Origin of the sequence: Nesterenkonia sp. LB17 (genome assembly GCF_022565915.1) — a bacterium.
Classification (GTDB): Bacteria; Actinomycetota; Actinomycetes; order Actinomycetales; family Micrococcaceae; genus Nesterenkonia.
Map to the genome: position 1 here is coordinate 246,209 of NZ_JAJOYX010000003.1, position 13,141 is coordinate 259,349.

Below are 13,141 nucleotides of genomic sequence, written 5' to 3' on the forward strand. Positions count from 1 at the left end.
ACCGGTACACCCGGAACCAGGAGCCCGGAGACCCCTCCGGTCCCGGGGAAGAGTCCGAGCTGCTGAGCTGACGCGGAAGAGATCGCGGCGCTGTGCGATGTCGTGGAGCTTCAGCCCTGCGACACCCGACAGCCCTGCGACAGACCGACAGCCCTGCGACAGACCGAGTGCGGTCCGGCGCGAGCGCACGGGGCGTGCCTGCCGTGCGGTCAGCGGGTCTGCTGGCCCATCGGAGAGACGATCGCGTCCACGCGCTGGAAGGACTTCAGGTCCACGTAGCCGGTGGAGGCCATCGCGTGGCGCAGGCCGCCCATCAGGTTCGAGGAGCCGTCGGTGTGGTGGGCGGGTCCCCAGAGCACCTCCTGCAGCGGCGCCACGGTCCCGACCCGGGTGCGGTGTCCGCGCGGGAAGTCCTGGTGCACGGCTTCGAGCCCCCAGTGCCAGCCCTGACCCGGAGCTTCTTCGGCGCGAGCCAGCGTGGTCCCGAGCATCACGGCGTCGGCGCCCATCGCGAGGGCCTTGACCAGATCCCCGGAGGAGCCCATGCCGCCGTCGGCGATGACGTGGACGTAGCGGCCGCCGGATTCATCCAGGTAGTCCCGGCGTGCGGCGGCGATGTCGCTGATGGCGGTCGCCATCGGCACCCGGATGCCCATGGCGCGGCGGGTGGTGGTGGCTGCTCCGCCCCCGAAGCCCACCAGCACGCCGGCGGCACCGGTGCGCATCAGGTGCAGCGCGGGGGTGTACCCGGCGGCCCCGCCGACGATGACCGGCACGTCGAGCTCGTAGATGAACTCCTTGAGGTTCAGCGGGTCACCGTTCTGAGCGACATGCTCGGCAGAGACGGTGGTGCCGCGGATGACGAACATGTCCACACCGGCCTCGACGACCGTGCGGTAGAACTCCTGCGTGCGCTGCGGAGTCAGCGAGCCTGACACGACGACGCCGGCCTCGCGGATCTCGGCCAGCCGTGCGGTGATCAGCTCGGCCTTGATCGGCTCGGCATAGAGCTGCTGCAGCCGGCGGGTGTTGTCCGCGGAGACCTCGTCGGCGCCCAGCGCTGCGATCTCCGCGAGCACCGGTTCCGGGTCCTCATAGCGGGTCCACAGACCTTCGAGGTTGAGGACACCGAGGCCGCCCTGCTTGCCCAGCTCGATGGCCGTGGCCGGTGACATCACCGAGTCCATCGGGGCGCCGATCACTGGCATGGAGAAGGTGTACGCGTCGATGCGCCAGTCCAGACTCACGTCTGCGGGGCTGCGAGTACGTCGGTTCGGGACGATGGCGACATCGTCCAGAGCCCAGGCTCGGCGGCCGTTCTTGGCCAGGCCGATGGGGATCTCGTTGCTCAAAGCTGCTCCTTTACTAGCGCCGGTAGTTCGGCGCTTCCACCGTCATCATGATGTCATGCGGGTGCGATTCCTTGAGTCCGGCGGAGGTGATCCGCACGAACTTGCCCTTGTACTTCAACTCGTCGATGGTGTGCGCGCCCACATAGAACATGGTCTGCCGCAGACCGCCGGTGAGCTGGTGGAACACCACCTCGAGCGGGCCGCGGTAGGGCACCTGCCCCTCGATGCCCTCGGGGATGAGCTTCTCGTCGGTGGGGACGTCGGCCTGGAAGTAGCGGTCCTTGGAGAAGGAGGTGTTCTTCCCTCGGGTCTGCATCGCTCCCATGGAGCCCATGCCGCGGTAGGCCTTGAACTGCTTGCCGTTGTAGAAGACGAGGTCTCCGGGGGACTCCGCGGAGCCTGCCAGCAGCGACCCGAGCATCACCGAGTCGGCCCCGGCGACCAGCGCCTTGCCGATGTCCCCGGAGTGCTGCAGGCCGCCGTCGGCGATCACCGGCACGCCGGCGGGGATGGCGGCCTTTGAGGCTTCGTAGATGGCGGTGATCTGGGGAACCCCGACGCCGGCGACGATGCGCGTGGTGCAGATGGAGCCCGGTCCGACGCCGACCTTGACCGCGTCGGCTCCGGCGTCGATGATCGCCTGGGCCGCCTCGCGGGTGGCCGCCTGGCCGCCGATGACGTCCACGCCGGCCGCGGCCGGTTCCGCCTTGAGCCGCGCGATCATGTCCAGCACGCCGCGGGTGTGGCCGTTGGCGGTGTCCACGACCAGGGCGTCGACCCCGGCGTCGATCAGGGTCATGGCGCGCTCGAAGCCCTCGCCGAAGAAGCCCACGGCCGCGCCGACGCGCAGCCGGCCCTCCTCATCCTTGGTGGCCTGCGGGTAGCGGTCGGCCTTGTCGAAGTCCTTGATCGTGATCAGGCCCTGGAGCACGCCGTGGTCATCGACCAGCGGCAGCTTCTCGACCCGGTGCTCGGAGAAGATCCGCAGCACCTCTTCATTGGGAATCCCCACATGGGCGGTGATCAGCGGCTGCGGGGTCATCTTCTCGTAGACCTTGGTGGTCAGGTACTGCTCGCGCGGGATGAACCGGGTGTCGCGGTTGGTGATGATGCCCAGCAGCTTGGACTCGCCGTCGACCACCGGCAGCCCGGAGACCCGGAAGTGGGCACAGAGCTCATCGAGGTCGGCGATGGTCGCGTCCGGGGTGATCGTCACCGGATCGCTGATCATGCCGGACTCGGAGCGCTTGACCTTGTCCACCTGCCGGGCCTGGTCCTCGATGGAGAGGTTCCGGTGCAGGATCCCGATGCCGCCCTGGCGCGCCATGGCGATGGCCATCGGCGCCTCGGTGACGGTGTCCATCGCGGCCGAGGCCACCGGGGACTGCAGCACGATGTTGCGGGAGAAGCGAGTCGCGGTATCCGCTTCGGAGGGGATCACGTCGGTCGCGCCGGGGAGCAGCAGGACGTCGTCGTAGGTCAGTCCGACGAAGCCGAAGGGATCATGCTCCGCAGCGCCGGCCGCGCTCGTCTGCTGATGAGTTTCAGTCACGGTGGTGCCTCTCGGGGTCAAAAGCGGGTGGCTCAGCGACAAGTCTACGTCCCGTCCACGTCCGCCCGGAGCCAAAGGCTTAGCACTCTGCTTGACCGAGTGCTAAGCCCGTCTATAAAGTTTCACCTAGCACTCGAGACCCTCGGGTGCCAGCTTGTCCGCGGGTCGTCAACCCGCGGATATCAGCCTGACGGGGCACCATCCGGCACCGCGACGACGGTTGGCCACTCCCAAGGCGTGCGACAGATTTCGGCTCGTCGAGCACCCCGGAAGCACCGGGAGGCTCTGCACGGGCCTGTGCTGATAAACCGAATCCACACCACGCAAAGGAGAGTACTGACGTGTCAGTCTCTATCAAGCCTCTCGAGGATCGCATCGTTGTTCGCCCCCTGGAAGCAGAGCAGACCACCGCTTCCGGTCTGGTCATCCCCGACACCGCCAAGGAGAAGCCCCAGGAGGGCAAGGTCGTCGCCGTGGGCCCAGGTCGCTTCGACGAAAAGGGCAAGCGCATCCCGGTTGACGTCTCCGAGGGCGACGTCGTCATCTACTCCAAGTTCGGCGGCACCGAGGTCAAGGTCAGCGGCGACGAGTACCTCGTGCTCAACGCCCGCGACGTCCTCGCCATCATCGAGAAGTAAGAACGGATTGCTGAAGGCTCTTCACAGACCTCATCACGATCCGATTCTCACACTCTCAAAGGAGCAGTAACCCATGGCAAAGCAGCTTGAATTCAGTGATGCTGCACGCCGCGCTCTGGAAGCCGGCATCGATAAGCTTGCAGACACGGTCAAGGTCACGCTCGGCCCGAAAGGCCGCAATGTAGTCCTGGACAAGTCCTGGGGCGCACCGACCATCACCAACGACGGCGTCACCATCGCCCGTGAGGTGGAGGTCGAAGACCCGTACGAGAACCTTGGCGTGCAGCTGGCCAAGGAAGTCGCCACCAAGACCAACGACGTCGCAGGCGACGGCACCACCACCGCAACGGTCCTCGCCCAGGCTCTGGTCAAGGAAGGCCTGCGCAATGTGGCCGCCGGCGCGGCACCGAGTGAGATCAAGCGCGGCATCGAGACCTCGGTCGCCGCCGTGACCCGCCGACTCCGCGAGAACGCTCGCGAGGTCGAGGGCCAGCAGGTCGCCAACGTGGCCGCGATCTCCGCGCAGAACGACGAGGTCGGTGAACTCCTGGCGCGTGCATTCGACGCCGTGGGCACCGACGGTGTGATCACCATCGAAGAGGGGTCCTCGACCTCCACCGAGCTGGAGATCACCGAGGGCATGCAGTTCGACAAGGGCTACCTGTCCCCGCACTTCGTCACCGACCCCGAGCGCCAGGAAGCGATCCTCGAGGATCCGCTGATCCTGATCAACCAGGGCAAGATCTCCAACATGGCAGAGTTCCTGCCGGTGCTGGAGAAGGTCCTGCAGGCCAAGCGCCCGCTGTTCATCATCGCCGAGGACGTCGAGGGCGAGGCCCTCTCCACCCTGGTGGTCAACAAGCTGCGCGGCACGCTCAACGTGGTCGCGGTCAAGGCCCCCGGCTTCGGGGACCGCCGCAAGGCCATGCTCGAGGACATCGCCGTGCTCACCGGTGGACAGGTCATCTCTCCTGATCTGGGCCTGAAGCTCGATCAGGTGGATCTGGAATCACTGGGCACCGCACGTCGGGTGACCGTGACCAAGGACGCGACCACCCTCGTCGACGGCGCCGGGTCCAAGGAAGATGTGGACGCTCGCGCGGCCACCATCAAGGCCCAGGCCGACGCCTCTGACTCCGAGTGGGACCGTGAGAAGCTCCAGGAGCGTCTGGCGAAGCTCTCCGGCGGCATCGGCGTCATCAAGGTCGGCGCGGCCACCGAGGTGGAGCTCAAGGAGCGCAAGCACCGCATCGAAGATGCCGTCTCCTCCACCCGTGCGGCTCTCGAAGAGGGCATCGTGGCCGGCGGCGGCACTGCGCTGATCAACGCCCTCTCCGTGCTGGACGAGGACGAGGACGTGAAGGCGCTCTCCGGGGATGCCGCAGCTGCTGTGGGCATCGTCCGCCGCGCGCTGGTCCAGCCGCTGCGCTGGATCGCTCAGAACGCCGGAGAAGACGGCTTCGTCGTCGCCTCCAAGGTCTCTGAGATGGCGCCGAACCACGGCTTCAACGCCAAGACCGGTGTCTACGGCGACCTGATCGCCGACGGCGTCATCGACCCGGTGAAGGTCACGCGCTCTGCTCTGCAGAACGCCGCCTCCATCGCGGCCCTGGTGCTGACCACCGAGACCCTCGTGGTCGAGAAGAAGGACGAGGACGACGATCACTGATCTCGTCTGACTCTCATCGCAAGGTGGGGCCCTGACCGTTCGCGGTCAGGGCCCCACCTGCGTCTGCGGCAGCTGCTGTTCGCGGCAGCTGCTGTTCGCGGAGGCTGCGGGTCGGGGCAGCTGCGGGTCGGGGCAGCTACGGGTCGGGGCAGCTACTGGAGCTGGACGAGCTGCAGCACCAGCGGGAACGCCAGGAAGGCCACCACGTCGAGCAGCAGGTGTGCGATCACCAGCGGCATGACCCGGCCGCAGCGGTGGTAGAGCCAGCCGAAGATGATCCCCATCAGGAGATTTCCGATGCCCGGGCCGAAGCCCTGATAGAGGTGGTACGCCCCGCGCAGCGCGGCCGCGGCGAGGATGATCATCCAGATCCCCGCCCGAGGCCAGATCCGGCGAGCACGGTCGAAGAGGTAGGCGATCATGATCACCTCTTCCAACAGCGAATGCCGCAGCGCCGCCAGGATCAGCACCGGCGTGGTCCACCAGTGCTCTCCGACGTCGGCCGGAATGATCTCGGTGGTGATGCCTGCCGCCCGGCCCACCCCGTAGACCACCAGGGTGCCCAGCCCGATGATCAGGAACAGTCCGACCCCTAGGCCGAGGTCCCGGCCGGGACGGCGCAGATCCAGCCCGAAGCGCCGGAACGGGTTCACCCCCTGCAGGAAGAACAGATAGCAGACCAGCACCACCGGGAAGAGCGCGAACAGCGAGTCCAGCACCTGGTAGCTGAGGTCGAAGAACTCCGCCCGGGAGCGAGAGGTCTGCACCGTGGAGCTCTGCTCGGCCAGCGGCGCCAGGGTCAGCCGCTCGGCCAGCTGCAGCACCGCATAGACCGCGGAGCGGCCCAGTGAGAGCCCCAGCACGATCGCCAGCTCCCAGCCCAGGAAGCGACGACTCAGCGGCACCGGCGCTCCCGTCGCGGGCGCAGGGTCGGTGGCGCTGGCTGGCTGCTGACCGGAGACCTCCGGCGTCGTTGGCTTCACGATCAAGAGTCTAGGTCTGCCCGGCGCTGGTGGGTGTGGTCAGATGGAAGCTATGACTGAGACCTACACCCTGCTCGCCGTCTGCACCGGCAATATCTGCCGCTCCCCCGCCATGGATCGGCTGCTCGCCCAGGTCTTCTCCGCCGAGGACGGCATCGGGGTCCGCTCGGCCGGCACCCACGCTCACGTGGGCGATGACATGGAAGCCCAGATGAAGGACCGGCTCGCCGAGTACGGGGCAGACACCGCAGACTTCCAGGCCGAACAGCTCAGCGTCGAGATGATCCGCAGCGCCGATCTCGTCCTCACCGCCACCCGCGGACATGTGCGCGACATCCTCGCCGATGTTCCCGAGAGTGCCCAGAAGGTCTTCACCCTGCGCGAGTTCGTCCGACTCCTGGATTCGCTGGACGAGGCCACCTTCGACGAGGCTATGGCGGCCTCAGGGACCGCGGCGGAGAAGCTCGCCGCTCTGGTGCCGCTGGTTGCCGGGCGGCGCGATCACGCGCAGGCCCCCACGGCACAGGACGACGTGGTGGACCCGTACATGATGCCCGCTGAGGTCTTCGATGAGTCCTTCGACCAGGTCCGGGGACCCGTCGAGGCGCTGCGCGACGCCCTGCAGCGCTGACCCACTGGCCGCTGACCCACTGGCCGCTGACCCACTGGCCGCTGGCAACGAGCCGCGGCTCAGCGCCGCTCAGCGCCGCAGCACCGTTCCCGCGGCGCTCAGCGTCGGTCCGCGATAGCCAGCCCCGAACAGCAGCCAGTGCGCGGCCAGGCAGAGGAACTGATGCAGCGGGATCCGCTCCTGCCATCCCTGGCGCAGCGGGTGCTGCGACTGATAGCCGCTGACCACTTCGCCCAGCTGCGGGAACCCGAAGAGGTGCAGCAGCGCGATGTCGGTCTCCCTGTGCCCGGTATGGGCCGCCGGATCGATGAGCACCGACTGCACCTCCTGCACCTCCCCCGCCGCGGCAGGGGTCCAGAACACGTTCCCGGCCCAGAGGTCCCCATGGATCAGCGCGGGCGGCTCGGCGTCGTCCAGCACGCCGGACCCGGACCCGGCATCAGATCCTGCCCCCGAACCCGCCCCGGGCGAGGCCGCGAGGACCGGCACCACCGGCGCCCCGCCGTCGTCGGCGGCCTGGGTGAGCCAGCGCAGCCCGGCGGCTTCCACCATGGTGGCCTGGGGGTGATCTGCAGGGGCGTGTTTGATGAAGACCATGTGCCCCAACCTAGTCAGGACTAGACTCATCCGAGTGAGCGAATCAACCGAGAACCCCGCCGCTGACGTCTCCGAGGCCGTCCCCTCCCATGCGCTGCGCGAGGAGTATGTGGAGCTGGTCGGTCAGGTGCGCAAGCACCGGATCGCCTACTACCAGGACAACGAGCCGATCATCTCCGACGCCGAGTTCGACGTCCTCTTCGAACGCCTGGAGCAGATCGAGGCCGAGCACCCCGAGATCATCGCGGCGGACTCCCCCACCCAGGAGGTCGGCGGCGAGGCGGCCGAGGCCTTTTCTCCGGTGAAGCACCTGCAGCGGCTCTATTCCCTTGAAGACGTCTTCACACCTTCCGAGCTGCGCACCTGGTATGACCGCGCCAGCGCCGCGTTGGCGGTCCAGCGCCCGGAGGAGACCGTGAAGTGGCTGGTCGAGGTCAAGATCGACGGTCTGGCCATCAACCTGCTCTACCGCAAGGGCAGGCTCATCCGCGCCGCCACCCGCGGCGACGGCACCACCGGGGAGGACGTCACGCATAACGTGCTCACCATCGCCGACATCCCCGCGGAGCTCGCCGGGGAGGATCACCCCGAGGAGCTGGAGGTCCGCGGGGAGATCTTCATCCCCACCGCGGAGTTCCATGCCTTCAACGAGCGGCTCGCCGAGGCCGGCAAGGCCCCGCTGGCGAACCCGCGCAACGCCGCCGCCGGGTCGCTGCGGCAGAAGGATCCCGCGAAGACCGCCGAGCGGCCGCTGTCGATGTTCGTCCACGGCATCGGCGCGCGCACCGGCTTCGAACCTGGCAGCCAGCACGCCGCCTACGAGCAGCTCGCCGCCTGGGGTCTGCCGGTCAGCCCCTACACCCAGCTGCTCGCTGACTACTCACAGATCGAGGCTTACCTCGACGACCACCAGGCCAAGCGCCACGCGCTGGTCCACGAGATCGACGGGGTCGTCATCAAGGTCGACGACTTCGCCGCACAGCGCAGCCTGGGACACACCTCCCGGGTGCCGCGCTGGGCCGCGGCGTACAAATACCCGCCCGAGGAGGTGCACACCCGGCTGCTGGACATCATGGTCCATGTCGGGCGCACGGGCCGGGTCACCCCCTTCGCCATCCTTGAGCCCAAGAAGGTCGCCGGTTCGGTCGTCTCCCGCGCCACGCTGCACAACCGCGACGTGGTCAAGGCCAAAGGAGTGCTCATCGGCGACGACGTGATCGTCCGCAAGGCCGGAGACGTCATCCCCGAAGTGGTGGGCCCGGTGCTGCCTGCCCGGAGGAACCGGGAGGATGAGCTGGTCGAGTTCAGCTTCCCCACCCACTGCCCGATCTGCGGCACCGAGCTCGCCCCGGCCAGGGAGGGCGACGTCGACTACCGCTGCCCCAACGCCGAGAGCTGCCCCGCCCAGGTCAGCGAACGGGTCATCCACATCGGCTCCCGCGGCGCCCTGGACATCGAGGCGCTCGGCGAAGAGGCCGGGCTGGCGCTGACCAACCCGGATCTGCGCCGCCCCATCCCCGAGCTCATCGACTGGGACGAGACGAACGCCTCGGGCATCGGTCTGGACCTCGACGACGACGGCGCCCCCGCACCCCAGGAGCCGGTGCTCCACGGCGAGGCAGGACTCTTCGACCTGCGCGTGGAGGATCTCAAGGACGTCTACGTCTGGCGGGAGACCCGGCGCAGGAATCCCGAGACCGGGCAGCGCGAGTCCACCGGGAAGTGGGCGCCCTCGCTGTACTTCTGGACCAAGGCGCAGCTGACCAAGGACGGGGCCGTGAAGAAGGCCTCCGAGCCCACGGCCAACACCGTCGGGCTCTTCACCGAGCTCGAGAAGGCCAAGGCCCAGCCGCTGTGGCGGGTGCTGGTCGCACTCTCGATCCGGCACGTCGGGCCCAGCGCCTCCCGCGCGCTGGCCAACGCCTACGGCTCGATGGCGAAGATCCGCGCCGCCAGCGAAGAGGAGCTCGCCGGGATCGACGGGGTCGGCCCGAGAATGGCGTCCACGCTCACCGACTGGTTCAGCACCGACTGGCACTGCCGGGTGGTGGACCGCTGGGCCGCCGCCGGGGTCCGGATGGTCGATGAGATCGACGAGTCCGCCCCCCGCACGCTGGAGGGCCTGAGCGTGGTCGTGACCGGATCCCTGGAGGGCTACTCCCGGGACGAGTCCAAAGAGGCCATCATCACCCGCGGCGGACGCGCGGCCGGATCGGTGTCGAAGAAGACCGACTACGTGGTCGCCGGAGCCAACGCCGGCACCAAGCTGGAGAAGGCCGAGGCGCTGGGCGTCCCGGTGCTCGATGAAGAAGCGTTCACTGTACTGCTGAACAAAGGTCCCGACGGATTGGACGATGCATGACGAAGCCGAACCCGCAGAAGCTGCACGAGCTGCTCGAGATCGCCCACGAGGCCGCCGCCGCAGGCGCTGGCGTCCTGGCCGAGCGCGACGAGGTCTCCCCCTCGGGGCTGATCCTGGGTCAGGAGCACTCCGGGGTGGAGACCAAGTCCTCCGCCTCGGACCTGGTCACCGATTTCGACCGGCGCGCAGAGCAGGCGGTGCGTGAGGTGATCAACCGGCGCCGACCCTCCGACGAGGTCTCCGGCGAGGAGTACGGCACCACCACTCCGGCCCAGCCCAGCGGCTACCGCTGGTCCATCGACCCGTTGGACGGCACCACGAACTTCGTCCGCGGGATCGTCTACTACGGCACCTCGGTGGGCCTGCAGGGCCCCGACGGCAGCTGGCTGGCCGGCGTGGTCGCCGCCCCGGCGCTCGCGCGGATCTGGTGGGCCAGCGCCGGGGCCGGCGCATGGAGCACCTACAGGGATTCCGAGCCGACGCGGCTTGGCGGACCGGTCGGGGAGCTCGACGCCGGCCTGCTCTCCACCGGCTTCGGCTATGACCCGGACCGGCGTGCCGAGCAGACCCGGGCGGTCACCGCGATGCTCCCGCACTTCGGCAACATCCGCCGCCTGGGTGCGGCCGCCCTGGACATCTGCATGGTGGCCGACGGCACCCAGACCGCCTACGCCGAGTACGGCATCTGGGAGCACGACTGGGCGGCCGGCGCGCTGATCGCCGAGGAGGCCGGAGTGTTCGTGCGCCGTCCGCTCGCGGCGGACAGCAGCAAGACCCCGGACTGGTGCGTCATCGGAGACATCGGCATCGACCCCAGCGAGCTCTCCCCAGCTCCGCTGACCAGCTGAGCACTGTGGACAGCGCCCACGTGCAGGATGGTCCTGCGCAGACGGACTCGACCCAGATGCGCATCCGCGCCGCCACTCACGCCGACTGGGACCGGATCGCGGAGCTGACCGTGGCCGCCTATGTCGACGGCGGCTTCCTGACCGCTGGGGACTCCTACGTCTCTCACCTGAGCGACGTCGAGACCCGCGCCCGAAGCTCCCAGGTGCTGGTCGCCGAGGTCCCCACCGACGACGGCGCCGCGGTGGCAGCCGCGGTGGCGGTCACCGACGCCGGAGGTCCGATGGCCGAGGTCGCACGTGAGGGTGAGATGGAGTTCAGGATGCTCGCCGTGGCTCCGGAGCACCAGGGTCGGGGCATCGCCCGGGCAATGGTGCGCCACATCATCGGGCTGGCCGAGTCGCGGCCGGAGATCCAGGCGCTGACCCTGTGCAGCCTGACCTCGATGACCACCGCACACGCCCTCTCCCGCTCCGAGGGGTTCCGTCCGATGCCCGAGCGGGACTTCTTCCTGCCCGAGAAGTCAGCACGGTTCCCGTTCTTCCTGCGCGAGGTCTGACGCCGCAGGGCCCATGCGCAGGGCCCAGAGCGGTAAGACCTTCGCCCACCTGGCACGGGAAAGCCCGGTGACGCCTCTCCCCTCGAGAGGCACCACCGGGCTTCGTCGCTCATTGCGAGGTCCCGCGAAGAGCTGTTGGAATCAGCGGCGCTCTGCCAGCTCGTGGGGCAGCGGCTCCGGATCCTCCAGCAGACGACCAGCCTTGCGGTCGGCCAGGTACTGCTTCATCTCTTCCTTGACCTTCGGCGCCAGGATGACCAGGCCGATGACATTGATGAAGATGCACATGAACAGCGCCGAATCGGCGAAGTCGAAGATGTTCTGCGTGGAGACCAGGCAGCCGATGACGACCAGGGTCAGCACGATGGTGCGGAAGATGTTGTCACCGATCCTGGACGTGCCGAAGAGGTGCCGCCAGGCCTGGATGCCGTAGTAGGACCAGGTGATCAGCGTGGAGAACGCGAACAGCAGCACTGCGATGGTCAGCACGATGTTGAAGCCGGGCAGGAAGGAGTCGAAGGCTGCGGAGGTCAGGCCCACCGGGTTTTCGGCACCGCCGGCATCCAGTGCCTCCTGGTACTCAGGCGTCCAGGCGAAGATGATGACCAGGGCGGTCATGGTGCAGATGACGACCGTGTCGATGAAGGGCTCGAGAGCAGCGTTGAATCCCTCGGAGATCGGGCGGCGGGTCCGGACTGCAGAGTGGGCGATCGGCGCGGAACCGATGCCGGCCTCGTTCGAGAACGCCGCACGGGTGACACCGATGATGATGACGCCGAGCACGCCGCCGGAGATGCCCTCCGGGGAGAAGGCGCCGTTGATGATGGCGCCGAAGGCCTCGCCGAGGTTGGCGAAGTTCACCGCGATGACGATGAGGCAGGCCAGCACGTAGATGATGGCCATGGCGGGGACCAGCTTGGCGGTGACCGCACCGATGGACTTGATGCCGCCGATGATGACGACGCCGACGAGCCCGGCGAACACCAGGCCGAAGATCAGGGCCGCGAGCTCAGAGCCGAAGATGCCCTCCTCGCCGCCGGTGGCGGCGCGCAGCTGGCCGAAGGCCTGGTTCGACTGGAACATGCCGCCGCCGACCACGCCGAAGAGCATGATGGCGATCGCGAAGAGACCAGTGATGATGGCCACGGGGATGCGACCGAGCCGGCGGTAGGCGACCTTGAGGTACTGGAAGGGTCCGCCGTGGACGATCCCGTTCTCATCGATATAGCGATATTTGACGCCCACCGTGCACTCGACGAACTTGGTGCACATGCCGAAGAGTCCGGCGATGATCATCCAGAAGGTGGCGCCCGGGCCACCCAGGGAGACCGCGGCGGCCACACCTGCGATGTTGCCGAGACCGACAGTGGCGGAGACCGCGGAGGTCAGCGCCTGGAAGTGGGAGACCTCACCGGGGTCCTTCTCGGTGGTCCACTTTCCGCGGAGCACCTCGAAGCTGACCTTCGGCGTACGAAACTGCACGAAGCCGAAGTAGATCGTGAAGCCGATGGCCGCCAGGATGGACCACAGCACGACGACCGGCGCGTCATAGCCGCCCAGCGGGATGGTGGCGAAGATGATTCCTGCGAAGACTTCTGTGACGCCGGCGAAGTAGCCGTCCACGGTGTCGGCGGTCTGCTGCAGCCTGGAGGTTTCCTCCCCCGCTGCCGCCAAGAAGGCGTATGCACTCATGGTGCTCATGTCATTCCCTCATTCGATGATCGGTGCAAGCGCGTGTGACCTCGCGCTCCGGGGTACAGCCCCGGGTTGCGCAATAATCTACTCCCCGACTGTTTCCGTCAGTTTGCGACACGCAATGAATGTGTATCGTGCATGTTTCCAGGTGGCGGAATATTGCACAAGAGAGAATTGTGCCATAGAACACAAAAACGGCCCAGATTCATGCTCGGGGAGCAGATTCTGGGCCGTCGGTCGGCTGTGCAGCCGTGTTG

General features: G+C 67.7%; 11 protein-coding genes. 6 read left to right on the forward strand and 5 right to left on the reverse strand.

Features of this window, described 5'->3' with window-relative positions:
• Nucleotides 1–209: 209 nt before the first annotated feature.
• Both LTH96_RS08550 and guaB read right to left on the reverse strand, forming a co-directional pair.
• Nucleotides 210–1,352, reverse strand: coding sequence for a GuaB3 family IMP dehydrogenase-related protein (locus LTH96_RS08550; RefSeq protein ID WP_241465317.1), 1,143 nt, complete (start codon nucleotides 1,350–1,352; stop codon nucleotides 210–212).
• Nucleotides 1,353–1,365: 13 nt separating this feature from the next.
• Entirely contained in the window at nucleotides 1,366–2,904 is a 1,539-nt protein-coding gene (guaB, locus tag LTH96_RS08555) for an IMP dehydrogenase (protein WP_342357724.1), read from the reverse strand.
• Nucleotides 2,905–3,245: 341 nt separating this feature from the next.
• Here guaB and groES point away from each other — a divergent pair, with 341 nt between their 5' ends.
• Entirely contained in the window at nucleotides 3,246–3,542 is a 297-nt protein-coding gene (groES, locus tag LTH96_RS08560) for a co-chaperone GroES (protein ID WP_241465318.1), read from the forward strand.
• Between the two features lie 73 nt (nucleotides 3,543–3,615).
• Nucleotides 3,616–5,211: a chaperonin GroEL gene (gene groL, locus LTH96_RS08565; RefSeq protein WP_241465319.1), complete on the forward strand. Its 1,596-nt coding sequence runs from the start codon at nucleotides 3,616–3,618 to the stop codon at nucleotides 5,209–5,211.
• A 152-nt stretch (nucleotides 5,212–5,363) separates the two neighbouring features.
• Here groL and LTH96_RS08570 read toward each other — a convergent pair whose 3' ends face one another.
• Nucleotides 5,364–6,194, reverse strand: a complete 831-nt coding sequence (locus tag LTH96_RS08570; protein ID WP_241465320.1) for a CPBP family intramembrane glutamic endopeptidase — start codon at nucleotides 6,192–6,194, stop codon at nucleotides 5,364–5,366.
• A 52-nt stretch (nucleotides 6,195–6,246) separates the two neighbouring features.
• Here LTH96_RS08570 and LTH96_RS08575 point away from each other — a divergent pair, with 52 nt between their 5' ends.
• On the forward strand, nucleotides 6,247–6,825 hold the full coding sequence (locus LTH96_RS08575; RefSeq protein ID WP_241465321.1) for a low molecular weight phosphatase family protein: 579 nt from the start codon (nucleotides 6,247–6,249) through the stop codon (nucleotides 6,823–6,825).
• Between the two features lie 69 nt (nucleotides 6,826–6,894).
• Here LTH96_RS08575 and LTH96_RS08580 read toward each other — a convergent pair whose 3' ends face one another.
• Nucleotides 6,895–7,422: a fructosamine kinase family protein gene (locus LTH96_RS08580; protein ID WP_241465322.1), complete on the reverse strand. Its 528-nt coding sequence runs from the start codon at nucleotides 7,420–7,422 to the stop codon at nucleotides 6,895–6,897.
• Here LTH96_RS08580 and ligA point away from each other — a divergent pair.
• From ligA to LTH96_RS13335, 3 genes are read left to right on the forward strand one after another with little or no spacing between them, the layout of a single operon-like run.
• Entirely contained in the window at nucleotides 7,421–9,784 is a 2,364-nt protein-coding gene (ligA, locus tag LTH96_RS08585; protein WP_370644424.1) for an NAD-dependent DNA ligase LigA, read from the forward strand. The genes LTH96_RS08580 and ligA overlap by 2 nt on opposite strands.
• Nucleotides 9,781–10,632 (forward strand): inositol monophosphatase family protein, encoded by an 852-nt coding sequence (locus LTH96_RS08590; RefSeq protein ID WP_241465324.1) that lies wholly within the window; start codon nucleotides 9,781–9,783, stop codon nucleotides 10,630–10,632. Before ligA ends, LTH96_RS08590 begins: the two co-directional genes overlap by 4 nt.
• A gap of 20 nt (nucleotides 10,633–10,652) precedes the next feature.
• The gene (locus LTH96_RS13335; protein ID WP_241465325.1) at nucleotides 10,653–11,189 is read left to right on the forward strand and encodes a GNAT family N-acetyltransferase; all 537 of its coding nucleotides are present in this window, start codon (nucleotides 10,653–10,655) and stop codon (nucleotides 11,187–11,189) included.
• 141 nt (nucleotides 11,190–11,330) lie between these two features.
• On the opposite strand, the gene LTH96_RS08600 is transcribed toward LTH96_RS13335, so the two are convergent.
• Nucleotides 11,331–12,890 (reverse strand): sodium:alanine symporter family protein, encoded by a 1,560-nt coding sequence (locus tag LTH96_RS08600; protein ID WP_241465326.1) that lies wholly within the window; start codon nucleotides 12,888–12,890, stop codon nucleotides 11,331–11,333.
• Nucleotides 12,891–13,141 lie beyond the last annotated feature (251 nt).